This window comes from Actinomadura keratinilytica, assembly GCF_039539665.1.
Taxonomy (GTDB): Bacteria; Actinomycetota; Actinomycetes; order Streptosporangiales; family Streptosporangiaceae; genus Spirillospora; species Spirillospora keratinilytica.
Genome location: NZ_BAABDO010000111.1, coordinates 1 through 22,353, shown reverse-complemented (window position 1 = coordinate 22,353; position 22,353 = coordinate 1). Strand labels below are relative to the sequence as shown.

Sequence of the window (22,353 nt, the reverse complement as noted above, 5' to 3'; positions counted from 1 at the left end):
CGCTGCTTCAACCGGCTCAAACGCTTCCGCGGCATCGCCACCCGCTACGACAAGCTCGCCAGGCACTACCACGCCACCGTCACCATCGCGAGCCTCATGCTCTGGCTCAACCACGATCCACAAAACAGGCCCTAGGCGGTCGCGCATCCCGCCAGCGCGGCGTGGAGCGTCATCAGTGGCCACCGCAGTACAGCATTGTTGCGCTTGGTGCCACCTCAACAGACTCCACCCGAAGCACCAACATGACCCCGCAGATCAGTTTACTTCGACAATCTAAGAGACTGTCACAGCGCAGCCAAGGCCTAGCACATCCGGTGCTACGGACCCAAACCGAGTTGAGATGAAGTCATCTACCGCGAGATCCGAGGTGCGATGCATCTGATCTACATCGACGACAGCAGACAGACTGAGCCTCGCCGTCGACACATGGGCGAGCTCATTTCGGTCGGCGGCGTGATCGTCCCGGAGCAGTCGGTCGCAGCGTTCTCGACCGCCCTCGACGGCATACGCGCCGAGCTGGGCATTCCCGAGGGCGAAGAGATCAAGTGGAAACCGCCTAGGGACACTTTCCAAGCGTCGGCGGGCGGTGAACTGATCTTCGAGCTGCGCCAGCGGATGCTCCAAGCCGCCATCGACCACGACATCAAGTCTGCCGTCGTAGTGTGGGACCGCGGTCATCTCCCATGGGAGAAGACCGACGTTGAAGCAGAGATCCTCAGGTACCTGTACGAGCGAATCACCCTTCATCTGCGCCAGCACAACGACGTCGGGGTCATCATCGCGGATCAGCCGGGCGGCAGCCGCGCGGACGAGATGAAGTGGCTGGCCGACACCCTTGGCCTAACTAGGGAGGGGACCCGGTACGTCACTCCCGAACGCGTCGTGTCTCCGATCCTGACTGCGCCCTCCCACCATGTCCCGCACCTGCAACTCGCCGACCTTGTCACTGCAGCGACCACCGCAGCCATCGCCGGGTACTCGTCCGGCATGAAGTTGGCGCCATTGCTGCAGAAGCTGGCTCGTACAAATGCCCATGGGCTCGTGGGTGGCGCGGGCGTTGTCCTGTGGCCTCCCGACCTGATGGACCTCTACTACTGGATCTTCAAGGAGACACGCTATATCAAGGGTGGAGAAGAGCACTCTCTTGGTCCACCTAACCATCGTTTTAGCCTCCGGGTCGGCCGGACCTATCAGTACGACGACGGGCTGTCCGAGTCCGACAAGAACGTGTCATGACGGCAATTTTTTGGCACCGTGTCGTGTGCCGCCCGTGCGGCTGCGATCGTGGTGGGTGTGGTCGCTCGATGGTTGCTCGGCCGCCACGATAGGGGGAGGTACGGAACGTCACCAGGCGACCCACAAATCAGGGCGGACGTGGACGTGACGGCATGTTCTGACACCGGGTAGCGCCGGGTATCCGGATCGAAGCGGACTCTTAATCCGCGGGTTCGGGGTTCAAGTCCCTGACGGCGCACCCGCTGCACGGTGGGCGTTCGCGAAGAATACCGCGAACGCCCACCGTCGCTTATGCGCTCCGTCACCCCTGACCGCTCCACGGCGACCAGCCGCCCCGAACCGCCTCTGTTACCCCGATCACACAAACCGGCCCAACGTTTCGACGGCCGTGTGAACGCATGTCGGCCACCCCGGACATATGGCCCCCGGACGGACCATGAGTACGTCGCTGCGCCAACGTGGCTGTCCATCTACGGCAGCCAATGAGGTCCGGAGGCCGCGATGACCCGCGAAAGCGCCGTACATGAGCGCCCCCTGTCACCCCCACGCCGTTCCCTCCGTCCTGCCGCTGGTGAGGGCCGATCAGCCCCCGACGAATACCCATAAGGACAGCAGGGCGAGCCGTACGCCGCTGCCAGACCGCCGCGGCCACCTACCCGCCGCCGGGGGCGGCGGGATTCGGCGTTCAGGATGACCGAGGCGGCGTCGGCGATGGCGAGCGGTTCCATTCCGGCCCCGGCGGCGAGCCCACTACCGTCGGGGCCGTTCTCAGCACGGTCACCAGCGGAAGGGCGCGGCCCAACGCCAATACGACCGATTCTCCGGCGACCTGGCGTGACCGCCGGCCGCGGCCACTCGCTGCGATGGACGGCATGTTCGTCAGGCGGGCACGGGGGCGGGCAGTTCGGTCGAGTGAGGGGGTCGGCGCCGGGGCGGGTGCAGGTGACGGCCGCGGCGCGGGCGGCGAAGCCGAGCAGGCGGCGCCGGTGAGGAGGTTCCGCTCGGCCAGGGCGTGCACGAGGGCCGCGTACACGGTGTCGCCGGCGCCGATGGTGTCCACCACGTCCACCGGTTCACCGGGGACGTCGACGGGTTCGCGGCACCGGGTGAAGACGGTCAGCCCTTCCGCGCCCCGGGTGACGACCACCGCGGCGGGGTTGGCCGCGAGCCAGTCGCCGGGATCGCCGCCCAGCCACCGCATGTCCTCTTCGCTCACCTTGACCAGGTCCACGTACCGCAGCCAGGAGCGGAACCGGGCCCGGTACGTTTCGGCGTCGGTGATCAGGCCAGGACGGATGTTCGGGTCCGGGGCGACGAGAACGCCCCGGGCGGCCGCGTCCCGCATGAGCGACTCGTAGGCGGTGGCGCCGGGTTCGAGCGCCAGGGAGCAGCTCCCCGGCATCAGCGCGCGGGCGGCGGCGGGCAGGTGGGACGGCGCGCGGAAGAGGCGGTCGGCGGTGCCCTCGACGTAGAAGGTGTAGGCGGCCGAGCCGGCCCGGTCGAACGAGGCCACCGCGAGGGCGGTGGGCTCGGGGCCGCGCTGCACCAGGTCCAGCCCCACGTTCTCCGCGCGGAGACGGTCCAGGAGGAGGTCGCCTTTCGTCTTCAACAGCAGGGCGAGGGCAACCTGTCCAAGCGGACCCAGGAGCGGATCCTGGCCGCGGCCGCGCAGCTGGGCTACCGGCCCAACCCCGTCGCGCGCGGGCTGCGCCGCAACCGGACGGCCGTGATCGGGCTGGTGACCGACGAGATCGCCTCCTCGCCGTTCGCGGGGCAGCTGCTGCGCGGTGCCGTGGAGACCGCTTGGGACCGGGACCACTTGGTGCTCACGGTGGATTCCGGCGGCGATCCCGACAAGGAGGCCGCCGCGGTCGCCGAGCTGCTGGACCGCCGGGTGGACGGCATCATCTACGCGGCGATGTCCCTGCGTCGCGTGACCGTCCCGGCGGGGCTGCGCCGCACGCGGGCGGTGCTGGCGAACTGCCTGGCCGAGGACGGCTCGCTGCCGACGGTGATCCCGGCCGAGCGGGCCGGCGGGCGGGCGGCGGCCACGGTGCTGCTGGAGGCGGGCCACCGGCGCATCGCCCTGGTCGGCGGCCTCGACGACATCGCATCCGCGGAGCGGCTGCGTGGCTTCCGGGAGGCGCTGCGCGGTGCGGGGCTCACCGCCGCGCCGGACTGGATCGTCCGCACCGGCGGGGAGATCTCGGCCGGTTACCAGGGCGGCATGCGGCTTCTGGACGGGGCGCCCGCCGACCGGCGTCCGACCGGCATCGTCTGCTACAACGACCGGGTGGCCGCGGGTGTGCTGCATGCCGCCGCGCGGTGCGGGCTGCGGGTGCCCGAGGACGTGTCGGTGGTCGGATACGACGACCAGGAGCATATGGCGTCCTTTCTCGATCCGCCGTTGACGACCGTCGCGCTGCCGCATCGCGCGATGGGCGAGACCGCCATGCGCCTGCTGCTGGATGCGGTCGACGCCGGTGAGACGCCGCCGGCGACCGTGCGCCGTCTGAAGTGCCACCTGGTCAGCCGTGCTTCGGTAGGGCCGGCTCCCAGCCCGTGACGTGCGCCGCTCCGGCCACGGTCAGCTCGGGGACGTCGCCGGGGCGCCGGTAGATCCGTTCGGTGGCGGCGCCGCCGTCGGCGAACAGTTCGAACAGCGAGCCGTCCACCAGCAGCCGGACGGCCAACGGCCGGTCGGGCGCGACGTCGGCACGGAGGATGGACGGGCGGGAGCCTCTCGTGCGGGGCCGGCCGGCGCGGTCCAGCATCACGGTTCCCGCGGCGGGGTCGAGCACCAATGCGACCCGGCGGCCGTCGGCCGAGCGCAGGAGTCCGACCGCGGCGGGCCCGGTGGCGGTGATGAGAAGTTCGTAGGCGTCCGGGAGCGCGACGGGAAGGCGGCCGTCGGCGGTGAACGGGACCTGCGCGCGCAGCCGTTCCAGCTCCGGTGCCGGTGTCATCGACAACCTGCCGTCGGGACGGACGCCTGTCACGCGGGGAGCGGTGAGCACACCGGACCAACCCGCCCGGTCGGTGTCCTCCTGAGGACGCGCCTCCCAGGACCAGCCCCACAGCAGCACCCGTCCGGCCGCGGAATCCTGGAGAACGGCCGGAGCGTAGAAGTCCGGGCCTTGGTCGAGGCGGCCGCCGTCGGCGCGCTTCAACAACCTGCCGAACACGCGGAGGCCCGCCCCGGAGATGGCGGCGGGGCGGGCCTTACGCGGCGGAGCCGCCTGCGCAGGCGGCATCGGTCGTCAGATGCCGTCGATCAGGCGGATGGCCAGGTCGGGGCTGAACTGACCGGCGGGGATCCCGGCACCGATCCCGCAGTCGCCGTCGGAGTCGCCGGGGACCTTGACCCACAGTTCCAGTTCGGCGTCGGTTCCCTCGCGGGGCGGGGTGCCGAGCTTGCGTCCGGCCGGGTTGCACCATTCGCCGTTGGAGCCGTTGCCGTTGCGGCTGGTGTCGACCACGAAGGTCTTGCCGCTGGGGAGCCCGGCGTTGACGGCCTTGGCGTAGGCGACCGACTGTTCGGTCGTGTAGTAGTTCGACACGTTGACGGCGAAGCCGCGTGCGTCCGCGATCCCGGCGGCCTGCAGGCGCTGGGCCATGGTGCCGGCGGGGATCCAGTTGGCGTTTCCCGCGTCCAGGTAGACCCAGGCGTTCGGCGCCTTCTGCTTGAGCTGCTGAACCCCGTACTTCAGCAGGTCGAGTCGGATCTGCCGCTCGGTGTCGTTCGGCAGGCAGTCGAGCTGGGCGACCGCGTCGGGCTCCACCACGACGATCGCCTGGCGGCTGCCGATGGCCGCGGCGAACTGCCCGATCCAGGTGCGGTAGGCGTCCGGGCTGCCCGCGCCGCCGCCGGAGTGGCTGCCGCAGTCGCGCCCCGGGACGTTGTAGGCGACCAGCATCGGTATGGCGCCGGCCTGCTGGGCACCGCCGACATAGCGCGACACCGCCGCGGTGATGTCGCTGTCCCAGTTGCCGAACCAGCGTGCGATCGGCCGGTCGGCGATGGCCGCCTTGATGCGAGCGGCCCGCGGGTCGCCGGGGTTGGCGGCGACCCAGACCGCCGGATTGGAGTTCGGGTCGACGTACAGGTTGGCCGCGGCGATCGCCTTGGCCGCGGGTGCGGCGTAGGAGACGGCGCCGACCTTGGCGGTCTGCGGCTGCTGTCCGGTGAAGTAGGCGCCGGTCAGCGCGGCCGTCGACGCGGTGAGCGCGGCGACGGCGGTGATGGTCCATCTGCGCACAGCGGGCAGCACAGGGGCTCCTTCGTCGTCAAGTGGCATGGCGGGGTCGCCGTCCGTTTTCTCTCCGCCCGCATTCCGGCAAAGAGAATCGGACGTGTTCAATGCACTTTCTCTGGCGGTTTCCCCCGCGAAACTAGCGACGCCCTTCATTCCGCGTCAAGGGATCTTTCCCACCTTCCATTCCCACCTGCAGATTCATCCCCTGTCATTGGCAGGACGACCTGGCTTTTCAGGAAACCCCCGTTCGCAGGAAGGCCCTCGCCGAGCGACCGGCGGCGTCAGCGCGTACCACCAAGTGCCTGGTCAAAGGCGAGATCACCTGCCGAGCGCGAGGGGGAGTCAAGCGATGTCGTGCTCACCGTCCTTGATCCGATCCGCCAGCGCTCGCCACGCCGCCATATCCAGGAGCAGCTGGGGCCCTCCGGGTCCTTGGAATCGCGCACAGCCATCACGGATGCGAGAGCGGCGACTTCGACGCACTCCCCACCTTGACCACCGCTCCGGCTGCTCTTACGCCAGCTGGCGGCCGACAGATCCAGGTCGTTCATGTGTAGTCCTCCAGCGTCCTCGTGATCATGTCGAGAGACTCGCCGATCGGCAGCGCCTCGCCCAGGACGAGATCGAAACGTACTGCGGTGTCCGCCACCGGTTGGGGTCCTCGACCAGCTGGCTGCTTCCCGGTCCTTCAAGATGGGCGACGTCCCGACGGTCCGGAAAGCCCAGGATCGTGAACGAGCCGTCCAGCCCCGCCCACGTGATGTGGTCGAACGGCAGGATACGTACCTGCGTGGTCGGCGAGCCGGTCACCATGGCTTTGAGGCGGGTCAATTGTTCCCGCATCACCTCCGGCCCACCGATCGGGCGTCTCAGCGCCGACTCGTCGATAACGAATGTGAGACGTGGCGGCTTGTCACGGCTAAGGATCTTCTGGCGGCTCATCCGGAGAGCGACGAGATCATCGAGGGCGGGCCGTACCTGCCCGCTGCCTATCAGGCTGCGCGAGTAGCGCTCCGTCTGCAGCAGCCCCGGGACGACCTGGGCAACGAAAGACCTGATGTAGTCGGCCTTCGCCTCCAGCCTGACGAAGGCCGGGAATCCGGGCAGCAGTGCCGCTTGTCGGCCCGCGTTCTCGATCTCCTCTGCCATCCGCTGGAACGTCTTCTCCTTGATCCCGAAGAAGGTGTCGAGGTCGATCGCGGAGGCCACCGACGGTTTGGCGCCGGTCTCCATCTTCTCGATCCACTGGTATCCGCATCCGAGCGCCTCGGCGAGCTGAGGCCGGGACAGTCCCGCCGCTTCGCGGTATGCGCGCAGGATGGCCCCGAAGGCACGAATGAGCGGGTCACGGGTGTAGTCGCCTTGTTCTTGCGGCATCACGGGTCCTTGACGGGGGATTCCCCGGCATCCAGGGGGACCCCGGCCGGGTACGGGGCTTCCACGGGGTAGCGCTACGTAGCCGAGCGTATCCGTTTGCGTGATGCTGGTCACAGGTTTTCCACAGCCTCGGAAGCGAAGGTCTCTCCCCGCCATGGACACGTCTGCCCGTACACACCCCGACGACCAGGCACTCACCAGCCTCCGAGCGGACTTCACCGGACACCGGATCTGGCGCTCGGTCCGTTCGGACGGCCGACTGGGTGAGTGGGTCGCCACGCTGCACGACCCGAGCGCGGGCGTGGACGCGACCGTCATGGAACCCACGGCCGACAGGTTGCGCGCCGCCCTGGTCAAGGAGGCCGAGCGCGCACAGCGCCAGCGGCAGGGACACCGGTGACCGGCGGAAGACCGCTGCGGGCTCCGCGAGTCACCGCGGGAAGGCCGACGGTCTCACGGAAGGGAGAGGCGGCGCGGTCGGCGCATGGCGTCCCCAGTGCACCGCCCGACCGGCAACCACAAACCCGAACCAGGAGGTGAAGCATGGGCTTCGCGAGGGGAAAGCACGCGTCGACCGCCGACCGGCCCAAGCCGCGCAACCGTCGACGTGAGCATCTGACCGCCTTGCACACGGCCCTTCGAGCGCGCCGCGACATGGCGGTCTCCCTGGTGTCGCAGCGTGGAGTGTCATGGGTGAACATCGCGCTGCGCGAAAGGCCGCGGCAGGCGGTGGACGTCGGATGCGACTACCGGAGCGGCGACTGGTGGTTCTGCCGGGTGGTCGACGGGGCGACGATCGCGCGCGCCGACGACGTCACCGGCTGCATCACGGCAATCGCTCAGAGCCTGGGACGGGTATAAGCCTGCCGCCTGTGAGAGGCCGCCCCCACAACTCCCCCATGGGATCGCTTTGCGGTATTCGTCGGCACGGATGGATTTCTGGGTCCTGGACGGTCGGCTGGTGTGGCTGTCGGGGGCCGCCGCCTGGCAGCGTGCACGACCTGTGCCCGAGTCCGGCGCCTCCCGTTCTCCTTGCGGGCTGCTAGTGCCGGCAGACAAGAGTTACACCGGCGCCGGCGGGCCGGGGTTCCCAACGGGTGACGGGGGCGTGTCCGGGGCGGTGGGTTGGAGGCGTTGCGTTGCGGGGCGAACGGCGGTTCGTGTGTACGCATCACCGCACGATGCGGCGGGCGGTGTCAGCGACGGGCTGACGGCGGCCAGGTGTGGGGCTGGCACCGGCGCTTGGGCCGGATCATCCCAGGCGGCGCGGTCTGCACTTCCCGGAGCATCCGGCGGCCATGCCGGGCAGCCCGAGCACAGGACACCCGACGGCTCATGTCAGCCGTCGGGTGTCCTTCGCTCGCCCCACCGGCCGGTGGTCGGGCGTATGAGCGGTCGGTTCGGAGGTCAGGAGGGGTCGACGGGCGGGGTGCCGTGCGTGTGGAAGGATTCGATGGTTTTCAGGCCCCAGGCCTGGCCCTTCGCGCGTTCCGCCTCGGTCCAGGTGATGGTCCTCCAGTCGGGGGCGAGGACGAGACGGGCCACCGGGTTGCAGAACTCGATGCGGTTTCCGCCGGGCTCGTAGACGTAGAGGAAGAAGGTCTGCTGGATGGCGTGCTTGTGCGGGCCGGTCTCGATGAACACGCCCTTGTCGAGGCAGATGTCGGCGGCGCGGAGGATGTCCTCGCGGGTGTCGGTCGCGAACGCGATGTGGTGGAGGCGTCCGTGGCCGCCGGTGAGGTCCCGGGTGTAGACGAGGTCGTAGGACTTGTTGGTGAAGGTCAGCCAGCGGGCGGCGATCGTTCCGGAGTCGAGGCGGATCTGCTCGGTGACGTGGCCGCCGAGGACGTCGCGGGCGAACTCGCTGCTGCCCTCGACCTCGGCGGCGAGGAAGTTGACGTGGTCGAGCCGCCGGACGCACACGCCGCGCGCCGGGTAGGCCTGGGCCTGGTTCTTCAGCGACGGCGCGAGCTCCGGCGGGGCCTCGTACCACTCGCTCTCCCAGTAGAGCTCCAGCTCGTGGCCGTCGGGGTCGCGGAAGGCGTAGGTGGGGCCGATGCCCGGGTCGCCGTCGCGCCAGCCGATGCCGAGGCCGGCCTCCTCGATCGCCTTGACGCGGCGGTCGAGCGCCTCGGCGCTGGAGACGCGCAGGGCGACGCGCCGGATGCCGGAGGTGCGGTGGGCGGTGAGCTTGAGGGTGTGCCGCTCGTAGTCGTCCCAGGTGCGCAGGTAGACCGAGTCGCCCTCGGTGCCGACCTCGGTCATCCCCATCACCTCGGTGAAGAACCACAGGCTCTTCTCCGGCTCGGGGGTGAGCAGCTCTACGTTGCCGATGTGGGCGATCTCGTGTGCCGGGGCCATCGGAACCTCCTGTGGGTGGGTGGTGGGGTCAGGCATGGCGGGGGTGGACACGTCCGTCGAACAGTTTGCGGGCCGTGCGGACCAGGCTCGACCTGCGGACCGTGGGGCGCTGCGGGGGTCCGTCGAGCTCGACCAGGACGTCGAGGCGGCCGGTGGGGTGCTCGATGGCCATCGGCGCGCCGGGGGCGGGGAGAGCGGCGAGATCGTGGCCGACGGCCCCCTCGATGGCCAGGGCGGTGGCGACGGTGACGGCGCCGAGCACGCCGATCGAGTCGTGGACGCGCAGCGGGATGAACGTCCGGGTGGAGATGACGCCGCCGTCCCGGGCGGGCGCGACGAGGGTCGTCTTGGGGACCGAGGCGGTCGAGACGTCGCCGAGCCCCATGAGCCGTCCGGCCTGGAGCCGCAGGGACTGGATGCGGTCGCGCAGCTTCTCGTCGGCGGCGAGGTCGGCGACGCTCTCGTAGCCGGTCAGCCCGAACGCCGACGCCTCCGCGACGACGACGGGCATGCCGTTGTCGATGCAGGTGACGTCGATGCCGCCGATGACGTCGCGGATCCGGCCGGTCGGCAGGAGCGCGCCGGTGGCCGAGCCCTCGGTGTCGGCGAAGTCCAGGTAGACCGGGGAGGCGGTGCCGGGGACACCGGAGATGGCGGTGTCGCCGTCGTAGCGGACCCGCCCGCCGGGGGTGGCGAAGGTCGCGACGGCGACGCTGTCGGAGTTGACCATCCTGATCCGGACGGTCGTCTCGGGGTCGCCGGCCTTCACCAGTCCCTGCTCGACGGCGAACGGGCCGACCCCGGCGAGGAGGTTGCCGCAGTTCTGCTTGTCGGAGACGGCGGGCTCGTCGACCGCGACCTGCAGGAAGAGGTAGTCGACGTCGGCGTCGGGCCGCTGCGAGACCGACACGACCGCGACCTTGCTGGTGAGGGGGTGGGCGCCGCCGATCCCGTCGATCTGGCGGGGGTCGGGGCTGCCCATGACGCGCAGCAGCAGGTCGTCGCGTTCGGCGGGGTCGGCGGGCAGGTCCCCGGCGAGGAAGTAGGCGCCCTTGGAGGTGCCGCCGCGCATCAGCGTGCAGGGGATTCCGGTCATGAGGGGTCCCATTCGGCGTAGGGGACGTACTCGATCCCCAGCTCGGCGATCTTGTCGCGCATCCCGTACCGGTCGAGGCCGAGCTGGCCCTCGCGGAAGGCGCGGCGGGTGGCCTCCTCCTTGGCCGCGCGCGCCTCGGCGGCGGCCAGCGCGGAGCCGACGGCCTCGCGGGCGACGACCAGGACGCCGTCGTCGTCGGCCAGGACCGCGTCGCCGGGCCGGATCACCTGGCCGCCGATCGTGATCGGCACGTTGACCGAGCCGGGCGTGGCCTTGACGGTGCCCTGGGCGCTGACCGCGGCCGACCAGACGGGAAAGCCCATGGCGTGCAGTTCGGCGGTGTCGCGCACGCCGGCGTTGATGACCAGGCCGCGCACGCCCCGGTGCTGCAGGGCGGTGGCGAACAGCTCGCCGAACATGCCGTCGGTGGACGGCGAGGTGGTGGTGACGACCAGGACGTCGCCGGGCGCGCACTGCTCGACCGCGACGTGGATCATCAGGTTGTCGCCCGGCCAGGACAGGACCGTGACGGCCGTCCCGCCGATCCGCGAGCCCGGGTGCGTGGGCCGCAGATGCGGGCCGAGGAACCCCGCCCGGCCGATCGCCTCGTGGACGGTCGCGACCCCGTGCGCGGCCAGGGCGTCCACGGTCTCCAGGTCGGCGCGGGGCGGGCCAGTGACCACGACCGGCTTCATGCCAGCACCGTCGTGGTCTGGGGGTAGAGGCGGACGAACGCCTCGGCCATCGTCGTGTGGGGCAGGCCCAGGTTCGGGCCGGCGTTGCGCTTGAGCTGGACGCCGCGCCGCCTGGCCAGGTCGGTGTAGTAGTCCCACATGTGCACCTGGGCCGGCAGGCACTCCATGGCCTTGCGCTTGCGGTCGAACACCTCGGTGATGTCGAGCAGCACGTCGGGCCGGAAGTCGCACTGCTCGGGCTGGTGCGGTTCGAAGAAGAAGACCGGCGGGGCGCCCAGCGGGTCGCCGGGGGCGTCGTAGCCGATCGCCTGGGCGAGGATGCGCGCCTGGAGCGCCATGCGGGCGGCGGCCGGGTGGTCGGCGTTGTAGGGGTCGGCCAGCGTGTGGGTGAGCACCACCGCCGGTTCGACCTCGCGGTACACGCGGACCAGCCGGTCGACCAGCTCCGGCGACTCCACCAGCGGATAGTCGCCGGCGTCGAAGAACTCGATCTCGGCGCCGAGTTCGGCGGCGGCGGCCTCGGCCTCGGCGCGCCGGATCTGCTTGATCTCCTCGAGCTTCTTGCCCTCGCGCCACGCCTTGGCCGACTCGCCCCGCTCGCCGTAGCTGAGGCAGACCACCTTGACGCGCTCACCTCGCGACGCCGACAACGCGATCGCGCCCCCGGCCCGCCAGACGAAGTCCCCGGCGTGGGCGCTCACGACGAGCATCGGTCCGGCGCCCGTGTTCTCAGCAGCCATGAATCTCCTCGATCGCAGTGGATGGCTCCCCATCCTGCCTATCTTTCACGAAATTGTCAACAATCGTTCCGCAGATTCGGTCTACCGTGACGCGCTCACCGCAGTCGGGGACCTGCTGCCGGGCGTCAGCGCCCGGCCCCTTGGCCTGCTCGTCCGCCGTGCAGCGCCCCCCGACGCCGACCACACCTCCACACCCGGCTTGACCTTGGAAATAGGCCGCTTCGGCGCAATGCCCGGCCGCTTGGATCAGCGGCCCGGCCAGGTCTTGGGGACCACTTCGCTCCGGCTGCCGCGCTCGTCACTCCGCACTGGAACCCAGAGGCGATCCCGCCTGCCGAGGAGTGACGTCCAACACATGTGTCAGAACAATCGTCGACAATCTGTCGACACGACGTCCCGGCGCCTGGATCCGGTGCGCGCCGCGGTGTCCTGGAAGGCTCCGCAGAGCGTTCCAGGACACCGGGTCGGCCGGGATCAGATGCTGCGCAGCGCTTCGATGACGCTGACGAGGTGGCGGCGGGCGGCCCGCTCGGCCCCCTCGGCGGAGTGGGCGCAGATCTCGTCGATCATCGCCAGGTGCTCGGCCAGGGACACCTGCGGGCGCCCGGGCAGCAGCGCGAGCCGGAACTGGTGCCGGACGTTCTGGGCGCGCAGGCGCTCCAGCAGGTCCGCGGCCGTGGCCTGGCGGCTGATCTCGCGGATGCGGCGGTGCAGGGTCTGGTTCAGCTCGGAGTACTCCAGCACGTGCCCGTTGGCGACGGCCGTGCGCATCGACTCCCCGAGCCCGCGCAGCTCGACGATCTCGGCATCGGTGACGTTCTCGGCGGCCTTGGCCGCGCACAGCCCCTCGAGGACCATCCGCACCTCGGAGATCTCGATGGCCTCGGCGAGCGTCACCGCCCGGACCCGTGCGCCCCGGTTCTGCTCCCGCTCGACCAGGCCCTCCTTGGTCAGCTCGAACAGAGCCGTGCGCACACTGCTGCGGCTGGCCCCGAACTGGCGCGACAGATCGGCCTCGACGAGACGCTGGTTGGGAGCGAAGTCACCGCGGACGATCGCCTCCCGGATCGCCGCGGTGATGTCGAGGCCGGCTCCGTCATCCAGTTCCGTCACCTTTCCCCTTCCCACGTTCGGATCTTACCGTGCCCGCGTTGATCGTTGACGATTCTGTGGACGATGCGAGCTGATCGAGCCAGCGGCGGCTGGCGTCGCTGATCCGGGACGGGACGCCCAGCTCGGCGAGCAGCCGGGCGGCCGCCCGCATCTCCGCGGACCGCCGGACGGCGTGCTTGACGCTGCCCTCCTCCAGCCTGCGGACGAGCGAGGCGTCCGCCGCCGCCAGTTCGGCGCCGATGTTGTCACGCAGCCAGTCCTCCAGCCCCGCCTCGCGAGCGGCGTGCAGCGCCTCGGTGACGGCCGCGGCCATCCCCTTGAAGAACACGCTGCGCAGCAGCTTGCGCGTCGCGGCCTCCCCCGCGTCGCCGTCCAGGACGGTCACCGACGCTCCGAGCGGCCGCAGCAGTTCGGCGCATCCGGCGGCCGCCGGCCCGGAGGCGAGCATGGGGGTGCGCAGCCCCTTGCCGGGCACCGGGGCCATCAGCGCGACGTCGGCGAAGCGCGGTCCGGCGAGCTCGGCCAGGGTGCGCTTCAGGCCGGGCGAAGCGGTGTTGAGATCGGCCCAGACCGCGTCGGCCGCGAGGCCGGGCAGCCCCGCCCGCAGCGCGTCCTCGGCGTCGTGGGCGCTGTTCACGCTGAGGACGAGGTCGGCGCCGGCGGCGGCGTCGGCCTCGTCGGCGCAGGCGCGGATCCCGGGGCCGGGCCGGACGGCGGGATCGTAGCCGCGCACGTGCGCGCCCGCCGCGAGCAGGTCCCGGGCGATCTCGCCGCCCGCCTCGCCCAGCCCCAGCACGGCGACCGTTACCGTCATCGGGGAACCTTTCGCATCCTGCCCGGCCGTTCGCCGTCCTTGGCCTGCTGGACCAGCCGGTACACCTCGGCGCGCAGCTCGGCGAAGCGCGGCAGCGACCGGGTGCCGAGCTGGTCGCGCTCCGCGGGCAGGTCGATGGCGACGTCGGCCAGCACCTCGGTCGGCGAGCTCGACAGCACGATCACGCGTTCGGCCAGGTAGACGGACTCGTCGATGTCGTGGGTGATGAACAGTACCGTGACCCCGAGGCGCTTCCACAGGGAGCGGACCAAGTCCTCCAGCTCCGCGCGGGTCTGCGCGTCGACGGCCGCGAACGGCTCGTCCATGAGCAGGATGTGCGGCTCGTAGGCGACGGCCCTGGCGATCGCCACCCGCTGCTGCATGCCTCCCGACAGCTGCCAGGGGTGGGCGTCGACGGCGTCGGCGAGCCCGACGGCGGCCAGGGCCTCCGGCACGAGCCGCTGCCGCTCGGCCTTCGGGACCCTCTTCTCCTTCAGCGGCAGCTCGACGTTCTGCCGGACCGTCATCCACGGGAACAGGCTGCGCCCGTACTCCTGGAAGACGACGGCCATGCCGGGCGGCGGCCCGGTCACCGCCCTGCCCTCCAGCAGGACTTCGCCCGAGGTGCTGTCCAGCAGCCCCGCGACGCACTTGAGCAGGGTGGTCTTGCCCGCGCCCGAGGGCCCGACGACGCAGACGAGCTCGCCCGTCCCGACCTCGAACGTCAGGTCGCCGACCGCCTCGACGGTGCGGCCCCGCCCCTGGTACACCTTCCTCAGGTGGCGGACCTGGAGCATGGTGCCGGTGTCGACCGTGGTCTTGGTCATCTCAACCCTCTCGCTGGGCTCGGCGGAGCCCGGTGTACCAGCGCAGCACGCGCGCCTCGGCCAGGTGGAAGAGCGCCGACAGCGTGACGCCGATGGCGCCGAGCAGGATGATCCCGGTCCACATCTGGGGGACCGCGAACGTCCGCTGGAACTGGATGATGGTGAAGCCGACGCCCTCGCTGGCGGCGAACATCTCGCTGATCACCATGAGGATGATCCCCACCGACAGCGCCTGCCGGGCCCCCGCGGCGATCTGGGGGCCCGCCCCGGGCAGCACGAGGCGGACCAGGCGGGAGACGGGCCGCATCCGGTAGGAGCGGGCGGTGTCGCGCAGCACCTCGTCCAGGGCGCGGACGCCCTCGACGGTGTTGAGCAGCACCGGCCACACGCAGCCGGTGACGATCACCAGGATCTTCATGCCGTCGCCGATGCCGGCGAACAGCATGAGGATCGGGACGAGCACCGGCGGCGGAATCGCCCGGAAGAACTCCAGCACCGGCTCCAGGACCGCGCGCAGCGTCCGGGACGATCCGATCGCGATGCCCGCGCCGATCCCGAGGACGAGCGCCAGGAGGTATCCGGCGGCCAGCCGGACGAGGCTGGGCAGGACGTCGCCGGTGAGCCGGCCGTGGAACCAGGTGTCGTCGAACGTGCCGACGATCGTGCGCAGCGGCGGCCAGAAGTAGTCGGTGCTGCCGTCGGAGGCCGTCCACCAGACGGCGACGAGCAGCACGGGCACCGCCAGCAGCCGGGCGGCGGCCTTGAGCGCGCTCATACGGCGGCCTCCCTTCGGATCGAGGGGTGCCAGCGCAGCGCCCGCCGCTCCACGGTGCGCGCGACGGCGTTCACCGCGACCCCGATCAGGCCGACGACGATGACCAGGGCGTACATCACCGACACCGCGCCCGAGTTCTGCGCGACCGCGATCTGCCGGCCGAGGCCGGGCGAGCCGATGACCAGCTCGCCGGTGATCTCCAGGATCAGCGCGACGGCGGCGCCGAGCCGGAACCCGGTCATCACATAGGGCAGTGCGGTCGGCCAGACCACGGTCCGGGCGGCCGTCAGCGGGCGGAAGCGGTAGGAGCGGGCGGTGTCGCGGGCGACCGGGTCCACGTCCCGGACGCCGTACAGCACCTGGACGAGCACCTGCCAGAACGAGGCGTACACCACCAGGAGCAGGGTCGAGCGCGGTTCGGTGCCGTACAGCAGCACCGCCAGCGGGATCAGCGCGACCGACGGGATCGGCCGCAGGAACTCGATCGTGGAGTGCAGCGCGGCCTGCAGCGGCGGGACCGAGCCGATGATCACGCCGAGCACGACCCCGGCGGCCATCGCGACGGCCAGCCCGATCGCCCAGCCGCGCAGCGTCTCCCCCAGCGCCTGCCAGAAGTCTCCCGCGGCGGCCTGGTCGGCGAGCGCCGCCAGCATGTCGCTGACCGGGGGCAGGTAGCGGCGTTCGACCAGGCCCGACCTGGGGACCAGCTCGCCGAGGACGACCAGCCCCGCCAGGCCCAGGCCGCCGAGGAGCCAGGCCGGGGCGGGGCCGTTGCGACGACCCGTCATGGCAGCAGCGCCGAGACGTCGGGGGCCTTGGCGAGCAGACCGTCCCGGGCGGCGAGGTCGGCCAGGCTCTGCAGTCCGTCCCGGTTCACCTGGGCCGGGTAGTCCGGGAGCGTGAGCTGCTGGAGGACGGAGTTGTCGATCTTGGTGTAGGTCGGCAGGGTCGTGCGGACCGCCTCGGGGTGGGCCGCGGAGTACCGCAGTGACTTCTGCAGCGCCGCGGTGAAGCGCTTGACGACGTCCGACCTGGTGGCGGCGGTCTTCTCGGAGGTGAAGTAGCCGGCGATCGGCAACTTGTCCGCGGTGTCGACGTAGTTGGAGGCGACCAGGCGCCCGCCGCTCTTCAGCGCGGTGGACAGGAACGGCTCGACCACCTGGACGGCGTCGACGTTGCCCTTGTCGAGCGCGGCCCCCATGTCGGGGAAGGCCAGCTCGGTGAACTTGACACCCGTGGGGTCTCCGCCGGCCTTGCGGACCGACGCCCGGACGGTGGTGTCGTTGATGTTGTTGAGCGTGTTGACCGCGACCTTCTTGCCGGCGAGGTCCTTGGCGCTCTTGATGGGGCTGTCGGCCTTGACGACGATGCCGCCGAAGTCCTTGCCCGTGACACCGGTCGAGCCGACCCCGGACGAGACGACCTTGAGCGGCAGGCCCTTGGACTTGGCGACCAGCAGCGAGACGAAGTTGCTGAACCCGATGTCCACCTGGCCGGCCACCACCGCCGGCACGATCGCCGCCCCGCCCTGCGCGGTGACGACCTCCAACTTGAGGTTCTGCTCCTTGAAGAAGCCCTGCTCGATTCCGACGTAGACGGGCGCGACGTCCACGATCGGAATGACGCTGACCTTGACCTCGGCGAGACCGCCGCTCGCCGCGTCGTCGCTCGGGCTCCCTCCTCCGCAGGAGCTGAGGAGCAGGACGGCGGCTGCGGCCAGGGCCGCACGGACTCTGATCATTGTGATCTCCAAACGTCCCGGAGGGGGTGAGCGGGAACGCTGACCTCCACCCTGTGCCCGAGAAGCTACAAATCCGGCTACAGAATTGTCAACGATTTGACATGCAATCCTTCAGAGCAGCGTCCCCGGACTCCCTCGGGCCGCTGCCTCGGCTGTCAGGTTCGGCGGGCCCGGTTCGGCCGATCCGATCGGAGGGCGGGCGCCGCGCGGTCGCCCGCATCGCGTCGAGGAGTGCGCCGTCGGGCATGGCGCGGATCACGGGCTCGGCGGGAGCGGCGCCGTCGGCCGCGGACCGGCGCGCTACGGGCGGCCGTATGCGCATGGGCCGCTGCCGGACTGGCGGCGCAGGTCGATGCGCCGTGCTGAGCCGGGGTTGAGCGGAGGGGGCGCGTCAGCCGGTGGTGAGCTGCGCCAGGAGGCGTGCGGCGCGGGTGACGGCGGCCGCCGCGCCCTCGATGTCGAGGCCCTCGGTGGAGACCACGCCGACGCTGCGTTCGATCACGGTGCCGGGTTCCACGTCGGCGGGCACGCCGATGCCCGCCGACACGCCGACCGCGCCCTTCTGCAGTTCGCCCTTGGTCACGCAGTAGCCGTCCCGGCGGGCCCGCCGGACGGGCTCGGGATCGCGCGGGCTCTCCGGGCGCATCGCCAGGATCGCGATGCCGGACGCCCCCTGCGTCAGCGGATGCCTGCTGCCCACCCGGTAGCCGACGCTCAGCACGGTGTCCCGCGGTTCGGCCACCATGACCGCGACGCAGGTGTCGCCCTCCGCGGCGGCGATGAAGGCGGTCGCGTGGGTCCGCTCGGCCAGTTCCTCCAGCACGGGGCGGGCGCCGCGCATGAAGTGCGGCTCGAACCGGGAGGCCAGCACCGCGGCGCCGAGGCCGAGCCGGATGCGGCCGTCGGCGGCGCGCGCGACGAGCGAGTGGGCCTCGAGGGTGGCCACGATGCGGTAGCAGATGGCGCGGTGGACGCCCAGCTCCTTGGCCAGCTCCGCCACCGAGATGCCCGCCGGGCTCCGCGACACCACGTCCAGTGCGCGCAGACCGCGGTCGAGCGTCTGCAGCGTGCTCATCCCACTCCTCACCCCATGGGTCGCCTCAGATGATCGCACAGCGGCCCCGCCGGGCGCGGTCGGCACCGTGCCGTGTTCCGTCCCATCGCCGGCGCTCCCGCCGCGGCGGTCCGCCGCCCGGCGCACCCGCCCGGGCCGGGGCGGCCGCAGCCCGGCGGATGCGCAGAACCGGCGGCGCGGAGACCAGCGGGACGACGTCACGAGGCGACCCGACGGCCGCTCGCCCACCGGGGCGCGGGACGGTCCGCGGCGCCTCCCCCGCGGCACCCGGGCTGACCAGCGGAGGACCGGTCTTGACCCGCCAATGTGACGCACCTTACCCTGCACTGGTCTCGCTTATCGCACATAAGTGTTCGATAAAAGTAAAACCGCTGTTCAGAGCTGCAAGGAGCATATATGGGGTCGGTCTCATCCCCCGCCGCCGATGCGCCGGAAGGCGCCGCGGCCGCGCTCGGCGCGGGCGCGGGAGGCTGCCCGGTCGACCACTCCCGGCTGGATCCGACCGGACGGCCCGTCTCCGCCGACGCGGCCGCCTTCGATCCGTTCGGGGAGGCGTACCTGCGGGACCCGGCGGGCGCGCTGCGGTGGGCGAGGGACCAGGAGCCGGTCTTCTACAGCCCGGAACTGGGCTACTGGGTGGTCACCCGCTACGAGGACGTCAAGGCGGTCTTCCGCGACAACATCACCTTCTCGCCGTCCATCGCCCTGGAGAAGATCACCCCGTTCTCCGACGAGGCGAACGCGGTGCTGAAGGCGCACGGGTACGCGATGGACCGCACCCTGGTCAACGAGGACGAGCCCGCCCACATGCTGCGCCGCCGGGCGCTGCAGGAGCCGTTCACCCCTGAAAAGCTCGCCCACCACGAGCCGATCGTGCGCCGTCTCGTCCGCGAGCACGTCGACCGGTTCGTCGACGCGGGCCGGGCCGACCTCGTCGCCGAGATGCTGTACGAGGTGCCGCTGACCGTCGCGCTGCACTTCCTCGGCGTGCCCGAGGAGGACATGGCCACGCTGCGCCGCTACTCCGTCGCGCACACCGTCAACACCTGGGGGCGTCCCTCACCCGAGGAGCAGGTGGCCGTCGCCGAGTCGGTCGGCAGGTTCTGGCAGTACTCCGGCGAGGTCCTGGAGAAGATGCGCCAGGACCCCTCGATGCCCGGGTGGATGCCGTACGGGATCCGGCTGCAGCCGGAGATGCCCGACGTCATCACCGACTCCTACCTGCACTCGATGATGATGGCCGGCATCGTGGCCGCGCACGAGACCACCGCGCTCGCCACGACCAACGCGCTGCGGCTGCTGCTGGAGAACCGCGCCCAGTGGGAGGAGATCTGCGCCGACCAGGGCCTCATCCCGGCCGCGGTGGAGGAGTGCCTGCGCTTCTCCGGCCCGATCGTGGCATGGCGGCGGATCGCCACCGCCGACACCGAGATCGGCGGCGTGCCCATCCCCGAGGGCGCCAAGCTGCTGATCGTCCAGGCCTCCGCCAACCACGACGAGCGGCACTTCGACGACCCCGACGAGCTGGACATCCGCCGTGACAACGCCGGCCGGCACCTGTCGTTCGGCTACGGCTCCCACCAGTGCCTGGGCAAGCACCTGGCGCGGATGGAGATGCAGATCATCCTGGAGGAGTTCACCACGCGCCTGCCGCACATGCGGCTCGTCCCCGACCAGGAGTTCACCTACCTGCCCAACACCTCCTTCCGCGGCCCCGAGCACCTGTGGGTGGAGTGGGACCCCGAGCGCAACCCCGAACGCGCCGACCCGGCGATCCTGGACCGCCGCCGGCCGGTGCACCTGCGCGGACCGGCCGGACGCGCCGCCGCCCGCACCGTGGCCGTGCGCCGCATCGATCGGGAGGCGGACGGCATCGTGCGGATCACACTGGCCGACCCGCGCGGCGGAACCCTGCCGAAGTGGTCGCCCGGTTCGCACGTGGACCTGGAGTTCGGCGGGTTCTCCCGCCAGTACTCCCTGTGCGGCGATCCGGACGACCGGTCCTGCTACCAGATCGCGGTGCGCAAGGAGGCCGACGGCCGCGGCGGCTCCCGGTACCTGCACGAGCGCCTGGCCGTCGGCGACGTGCTGCGCATGCGCGGCCCCCGCAACCACTTCCGGCTGGACCCGGACGCGCGGCGCTACGTGTTCATCGCCGGCGGCATCGGCATCACCCCGATCATCGCGATGGCCGACCACGCCCGCCGCACCGGCCGCGACTACGAGATCCACTACTGCGGCCGGTCGTCCGGTGCGATGGCCTGCCTGGACCGGCTCGTCCGCGACCACGGCGACCGGCTCACCGTGTACCGGTCCGCCGAGGGCGTGCGGCTGGACATCGGCGCGCTGCTGGCCGAGCCGGCGGAGGGCACCCTGATCTACGCGTGCGGCCCGCGGCGGCTGCTCGACGCGCTCGGCGAGGCGACCCGGCACTGGCCCGAGGACGCGCTGCGCATCGAGCACTTCACCTCCGACGTGGGCGCCCTCGACCCGGCCAAGGAGCACGCCTTCGACGTGCACCTGGCCGAATCCGGCGGCACCGTCCGCGTCCCCGCCGACCAGACCGTGCTGGCCGCACTGCGCGCCGCCGGCGTGGAGGTGCCCAGCGACTGCGAGGAAGGACTGTGCGGCACCTGCGAGGTCCCCGTCGTGGACGGCGAGGTGGACCACCGCGACCTGGTGCTGACCAAGGCCGAGCGGGCACGCGGCGACCGGATGATGACGTGCTGCTCACGCGCCTGCGGCAAGGCGCTCACACTCCGTATCTGACGTGCGGCGGCTTGGCTCCGGGGGGCGAGGAGCAGGCCCGGAGATCGAAAGGAACACCAATGGCATCGGAAGCGGCACCAGTCCGCACGGCAGGCACCGGCACTCGCCGCGACGCCCCCGCCCGCGGGTTTCCCCGGCTGCTGGCGGGCAGTATGGCCGGCGCCGTCCTCGAATGGTATGACTTCGCCATCTACGGCGTGATGGCGGCGACGGTGCTCGGACCGCTGTTCTTCCCGGGCGGCAACGGCTTCGTCAAGCTCCTGCTGGCACTGGCCACCCAGGGGATCGGCTTCTTCGCCCGGCCGCTCGGCGGCATCGTGTTCGGGCACCTCGGCGACAGGTTCGGCCGCAAGCCGATGCTGGTGGTGACCTTCCTGCTGCTGGGCGCCGCCACCACGTCGATCGGCCTGCTGCCGACCTACCACGACGTCGGCATCACCGCGACGATCCTGCTCGTCGTGCTGCGCCTGGTGCAGGGCTTCGCGCTCGGCGGCGAGTTCGGCGCGGCCGTGCTGCTGGTCAGCGAGTACGGCTCGCCCCGGCGGCGCGGGTTCTGGACGTCCTGGCCGCAGGCCGGCGCCCCGGCCGGCACGGTGCTGGCGGCCGCCGTGATCACCCTGCTGGGCATGTCCATGAGCGACGCCGACTTCGAGTCCTGGGGCTGGCGGATCGCGTTCCTGGTCGCCGCGCCGCTCCTGGTCATCGGGTTCCTGATCCGCCGGGGCCTGGACGAGTCGCCGGTGTTCCGCCAGGCGCAGCGGGCGGCCGAGGAGCGGCGGAAGGCGGCGGCCGGGGCGCACGCCGAGCGGTCCAGCATCCTGCAGGCGCTGTCGCGGCCGCGGGCGGTGCTGCACGGCCTCGGCATGCGGCTCGGCGAGAACATCGCGTTCTACATCTACACGGTGTTCGTCATCGCCTACGCCACCAAGTACCACGGTTTCGATCGCGGTGACGTGACACTGGTGGTGACCTTCGCGTCGGTGTTCCAGTTCGTCGGGATGATCGCCGGTGGCGCCTGGTCGGACCGGGTCGGCCGCAAGGTCGCGATGCTGGTGCCGTCGGCGGTGCTGGTGGTCTGGGCGCCGGTGTTCTTCTGGCTGGTGCACTTCGAGAGCCTGCCGCTGCTGTGGGTCGGTGTCTGCGTCGGTGCGTTCTTCCACGGCATGCTGGCCGGGCCGGAGGCCGCCTGGATCGCCGAGCTGTTCCCGACCCGGTACCGCTACGCCGGCTCCTCGCTGGTGTTCCAGGGGTCCTCGATCATCGCCGGCGCGCCCGCCCCGTTCATCGCGGTGTGGCTGATCAACGGCTTCGGGGTCGGCATGGTCATCGGCTACCTGGTGCTCACCATGGCGATCACCTTCGTCGCGGTGATCACGAGCTGGGAGACCAAGGGCGTGGACCTGGACCGGGTCGGCTGATCCCCCGCCGGAGCCCGGCGCTCCGCGGATCCGGCACCGCAGCGGCGTACGTACCGGACC

General features: G+C 71.2%; 22 protein-coding genes and 1 tRNA gene. 7 read left to right on the top strand and 16 right to left on the bottom strand.

The genetic code is table 11. From position 1 onward, the window contains the following. Positions 1 to 372 precede the first annotated feature (372 nt). The gene (locus tag ABD879_RS26245; RefSeq protein ID WP_345024294.1) at positions 373 to 1,236 is read left to right on the top strand and encodes a DUF3800 domain-containing protein; all 864 of its coding nucleotides are present in this window, start codon (positions 373 to 375) and stop codon (positions 1,234 to 1,236) included. Positions 1,237 to 1,406: 170 nt separating this feature from the next. Further along, positions 1,407 to 1,474: transfer RNA gene (locus ABD879_RS26240), tRNA-Leu, on the top strand. A gap of 447 nt (positions 1,475 to 1,921) precedes the next feature. On the opposite strand, the gene ABD879_RS26235 is transcribed toward ABD879_RS26240, so the two are convergent. Further along, on the bottom strand, positions 1,922 to 2,845 hold the full coding sequence (locus ABD879_RS26235; protein ID WP_345024293.1) for a PfkB family carbohydrate kinase: 924 nt from the start codon (positions 2,843 to 2,845) through the stop codon (positions 1,922 to 1,924). 117 nt (positions 2,846 to 2,962) lie between these two features. On the opposite strand from ABD879_RS26235, the gene ABD879_RS26230 reads away from it, so the two are divergent. Next, positions 2,963 to 3,802 (top strand): substrate-binding domain-containing protein, encoded by an 840-nt coding sequence (locus ABD879_RS26230; RefSeq protein ID WP_345024292.1) that lies wholly within the window; start codon positions 2,963 to 2,965, stop codon positions 3,800 to 3,802. Here the strand turns inward: ABD879_RS26230 and ABD879_RS26225 are convergent. The 4 genes from ABD879_RS26225 to ABD879_RS26210 all read right to left on the bottom strand — a co-directional run bounded on the left by ABD879_RS26225 (position 3,765) and on the right by ABD879_RS26210 (position 6,869). Further along, positions 3,765 to 4,490, bottom strand: a complete 726-nt coding sequence (locus ABD879_RS26225; protein WP_345024291.1) for a GH32 C-terminal domain-containing protein — start codon at positions 4,488 to 4,490, stop codon at positions 3,765 to 3,767. The two genes, ABD879_RS26230 and ABD879_RS26225, sit on opposite strands and share 38 nt — an antisense overlap. A 6-nt stretch (positions 4,491 to 4,496) precedes the next feature. Then, positions 4,497 to 5,507 (bottom strand): glycoside hydrolase family 6 protein, encoded by a 1,011-nt coding sequence (locus tag ABD879_RS26220; protein WP_345024289.1) that lies wholly within the window; start codon positions 5,505 to 5,507, stop codon positions 4,497 to 4,499. A gap of 266 nt (positions 5,508 to 5,773) precedes the next feature. After that, complete coding sequence (locus tag ABD879_RS26215) at positions 5,774 to 6,043, bottom strand: DUF397 domain-containing protein (protein ID WP_345024288.1); 270 nt, start codon at positions 6,041 to 6,043, stop codon at positions 5,774 to 5,776. 25 nt (positions 6,044 to 6,068) lie between these two features. Further along, positions 6,069 to 6,869, bottom strand: a complete 801-nt coding sequence (locus ABD879_RS26210) for a helix-turn-helix domain-containing protein (protein ID WP_345024287.1) — start codon at positions 6,867 to 6,869, stop codon at positions 6,069 to 6,071. A 154-nt stretch (positions 6,870 to 7,023) separates the two neighbouring features. Here ABD879_RS26210 and ABD879_RS26205 point away from each other — a divergent pair, with 154 nt between their 5' ends. Together ABD879_RS26205 and ABD879_RS26200 are read left to right on the top strand one after the other, a co-directional pair. Continuing rightward, entirely contained in the window at positions 7,024 to 7,269 is a 246-nt protein-coding gene (locus tag ABD879_RS26205; protein ID WP_345024285.1) for a hypothetical protein, read from the top strand. A 143-nt stretch (positions 7,270 to 7,412) separates the two neighbouring features. After that, positions 7,413 to 7,730 (top strand): hypothetical protein, encoded by a 318-nt coding sequence (locus ABD879_RS26200; RefSeq protein ID WP_345024284.1) that lies wholly within the window; start codon positions 7,413 to 7,415, stop codon positions 7,728 to 7,730. Between the two features lie 546 nt (positions 7,731 to 8,276). Here ABD879_RS26200 and ABD879_RS26195 read toward each other — a convergent pair. The 11 genes from ABD879_RS26195 to ABD879_RS26145 form a co-directional block, all read right to left on the bottom strand. Then, positions 8,277 to 9,230 carry a catechol 2,3-dioxygenase gene (locus ABD879_RS26195; RefSeq protein ID WP_345024283.1) on the bottom strand — a complete coding sequence of 318 codons (954 nt, stop codon included), beginning with the start codon at positions 9,228 to 9,230 and terminating at the stop codon, positions 8,277 to 8,279. A gap of 28 nt (positions 9,231 to 9,258) precedes the next feature. Next, entirely contained in the window at positions 9,259 to 10,326 is a 1,068-nt protein-coding gene (locus ABD879_RS26190) for a 4-oxalomesaconate tautomerase (RefSeq protein ID WP_345024282.1), read from the bottom strand. Beyond that, the gene (locus tag ABD879_RS26185) at positions 10,323 to 11,021 is read right to left on the bottom strand and encodes a 4-carboxy-4-hydroxy-2-oxoadipate aldolase/oxaloacetate decarboxylase (RefSeq protein WP_345024281.1); all 699 of its coding nucleotides are present in this window, start codon (positions 11,019 to 11,021) and stop codon (positions 10,323 to 10,325) included. Before ABD879_RS26185 ends, ABD879_RS26190 begins: the two co-directional genes overlap by 4 nt. Then, complete coding sequence (locus tag ABD879_RS26180) at positions 11,018 to 11,761, bottom strand: PIG-L deacetylase family protein (protein WP_345024280.1); 744 nt, start codon at positions 11,759 to 11,761, stop codon at positions 11,018 to 11,020. Before ABD879_RS26180 ends, ABD879_RS26185 begins: the two co-directional genes overlap by 4 nt. 474 nt (positions 11,762 to 12,235) lie before the next feature. Then, positions 12,236 to 12,874 carry a GntR family transcriptional regulator gene (locus tag ABD879_RS26175; protein WP_345024279.1) on the bottom strand — a complete coding sequence of 213 codons (639 nt, stop codon included), beginning with the start codon at positions 12,872 to 12,874 and terminating at the stop codon, positions 12,236 to 12,238. Continuing rightward, positions 12,858 to 13,688 (bottom strand): DUF1932 domain-containing protein, encoded by an 831-nt coding sequence (locus ABD879_RS26170; RefSeq protein ID WP_345024278.1) that lies wholly within the window; start codon positions 13,686 to 13,688, stop codon positions 12,858 to 12,860. The genes ABD879_RS26175 and ABD879_RS26170 overlap by 17 nt, the downstream gene beginning before the upstream one ends. Continuing rightward, the gene (locus ABD879_RS26165) at positions 13,685 to 14,485 is read right to left on the bottom strand and encodes an ABC transporter ATP-binding protein (protein WP_345024295.1); all 801 of its coding nucleotides are present in this window, start codon (positions 14,483 to 14,485) and stop codon (positions 13,685 to 13,687) included. The genes ABD879_RS26170 and ABD879_RS26165 overlap by 4 nt, the downstream gene beginning before the upstream one ends. Positions 14,486 to 14,516: 31 nt before the next feature. After that, entirely contained in the window at positions 14,517 to 15,290 is a 774-nt protein-coding gene (locus ABD879_RS26160; RefSeq protein WP_345024277.1) for an ABC transporter permease, read from the bottom strand. Then, positions 15,287 to 16,078, bottom strand: coding sequence for an ABC transporter permease (locus ABD879_RS26155; RefSeq protein ID WP_345024276.1), 792 nt, complete (start codon positions 16,076 to 16,078; stop codon positions 15,287 to 15,289). The genes ABD879_RS26160 and ABD879_RS26155 overlap by 4 nt, the downstream gene beginning before the upstream one ends. After that, the gene (locus ABD879_RS26150) at positions 16,075 to 17,031 is read right to left on the bottom strand and encodes an ABC transporter substrate-binding protein (protein ID WP_345024275.1); all 957 of its coding nucleotides are present in this window, start codon (positions 17,029 to 17,031) and stop codon (positions 16,075 to 16,077) included. The genes ABD879_RS26155 and ABD879_RS26150 overlap by 4 nt, the downstream gene beginning before the upstream one ends. 391 nt (positions 17,032 to 17,422) lie before the next feature. After that, the gene (locus tag ABD879_RS26145; RefSeq protein ID WP_345024274.1) at positions 17,423 to 18,106 is read right to left on the bottom strand and encodes an IclR family transcriptional regulator; all 684 of its coding nucleotides are present in this window, start codon (positions 18,104 to 18,106) and stop codon (positions 17,423 to 17,425) included. Between the two features lie 396 nt (positions 18,107 to 18,502). On the opposite strand from ABD879_RS26145, the gene ABD879_RS26140 reads away from it, so the two are divergent. Then, positions 18,503 to 20,875 carry a cytochrome P450/oxidoreductase gene (locus ABD879_RS26140; protein WP_345024273.1) on the top strand — a complete coding sequence of 791 codons (2,373 nt, stop codon included), beginning with the start codon at positions 18,503 to 18,505 and terminating at the stop codon, positions 20,873 to 20,875. Positions 20,876 to 21,027: 152 nt separating this feature from the next. Next, positions 21,028 to 22,293: an MFS transporter gene (locus tag ABD879_RS26135; protein ID WP_345024272.1), complete on the top strand. Its 1,266-nt coding sequence runs from the start codon at positions 21,028 to 21,030 to the stop codon at positions 22,291 to 22,293. The last annotated feature ends 60 nt before the right edge of the window (positions 22,294 to 22,353 follow it).

What these genes read in the sequence shown, in the direction of transcription:
- ABD879_RS26245 (WP_345024294.1), top strand. Translation starts at nt 373, where the DNA reads ATGCATCTGATCTACATCGACGACAGCAGACAGACTGAGCCTCGCCGT.
- ABD879_RS26225 (WP_345024291.1), bottom strand. Translation starts at nt 4,490, where the DNA reads ATGCCGCCTGCGCAGGCGGCTCCGCCGCGTAAGGCCCGCCCCGCCGCC.
- ABD879_RS26215 (WP_345024288.1), bottom strand. Translation starts at nt 6,043, where the DNA reads ATGAACGACCTGGATCTGTCGGCCGCCAGCTGGCGTAAGAGCAGCCGG.
- ABD879_RS26210 (WP_345024287.1), bottom strand. Translation starts at nt 6,869, where the DNA reads ATGCCGCAAGAACAAGGCGACTACACCCGTGACCCGCTCATTCGTGCC.
- ABD879_RS26205 (WP_345024285.1), top strand. Translation starts at nt 7,024, where the DNA reads ATGGACACGTCTGCCCGTACACACCCCGACGACCAGGCACTCACCAGC.
- ABD879_RS26200 (WP_345024284.1), top strand. Translation starts at nt 7,413, where the DNA reads ATGGGCTTCGCGAGGGGAAAGCACGCGTCGACCGCCGACCGGCCCAAG.
- ABD879_RS26195 (WP_345024283.1), bottom strand. Translation starts at nt 9,230, where the DNA reads ATGGCCCCGGCACACGAGATCGCCCACATCGGCAACGTAGAGCTGCTC.
- ABD879_RS26190 (WP_345024282.1), bottom strand. Translation starts at nt 10,326, where the DNA reads ATGACCGGAATCCCCTGCACGCTGATGCGCGGCGGCACCTCCAAGGGC.
- ABD879_RS26185 (WP_345024281.1), bottom strand. Translation starts at nt 11,021, where the DNA reads ATGAAGCCGGTCGTGGTCACTGGCCCGCCCCGCGCCGACCTGGAGACC.
- ABD879_RS26180 (WP_345024280.1), bottom strand. Translation starts at nt 11,761, where the DNA reads ATGGCTGCTGAGAACACGGGCGCCGGACCGATGCTCGTCGTGAGCGCC.
- ABD879_RS26170 (WP_345024278.1), bottom strand. Translation starts at nt 13,688, where the DNA reads ATGACGGTAACGGTCGCCGTGCTGGGGCTGGGCGAGGCGGGCGGCGAG.
- ABD879_RS26165 (WP_345024295.1), bottom strand. Translation starts at nt 14,485, where the DNA reads ATGCTCCAGGTCCGCCACCTGAGGAAGGTGTACCAGGGGCGGGGCCGC.
- ABD879_RS26160 (WP_345024277.1), bottom strand. Translation starts at nt 15,290, where the DNA reads ATGAGCGCGCTCAAGGCCGCCGCCCGGCTGCTGGCGGTGCCCGTGCTG.
- ABD879_RS26155 (WP_345024276.1), bottom strand. Translation starts at nt 16,078, where the DNA reads ATGACGGGTCGTCGCAACGGCCCCGCCCCGGCCTGGCTCCTCGGCGGC.
- ABD879_RS26150 (WP_345024275.1), bottom strand. Translation starts at nt 17,031, where the DNA reads ATGATCAGAGTCCGTGCGGCCCTGGCCGCAGCCGCCGTCCTGCTCCTC.
- ABD879_RS26145 (WP_345024274.1), bottom strand. Translation starts at nt 18,106, where the DNA reads ATGAGCACGCTGCAGACGCTCGACCGCGGTCTGCGCGCACTGGACGTG.
- ABD879_RS26140 (WP_345024273.1), top strand. Translation starts at nt 18,503, where the DNA reads ATGGGGTCGGTCTCATCCCCCGCCGCCGATGCGCCGGAAGGCGCCGCG.
- ABD879_RS26135 (WP_345024272.1), top strand. Translation starts at nt 21,028, where the DNA reads ATGGCCGGCGCCGTCCTCGAATGGTATGACTTCGCCATCTACGGCGTG.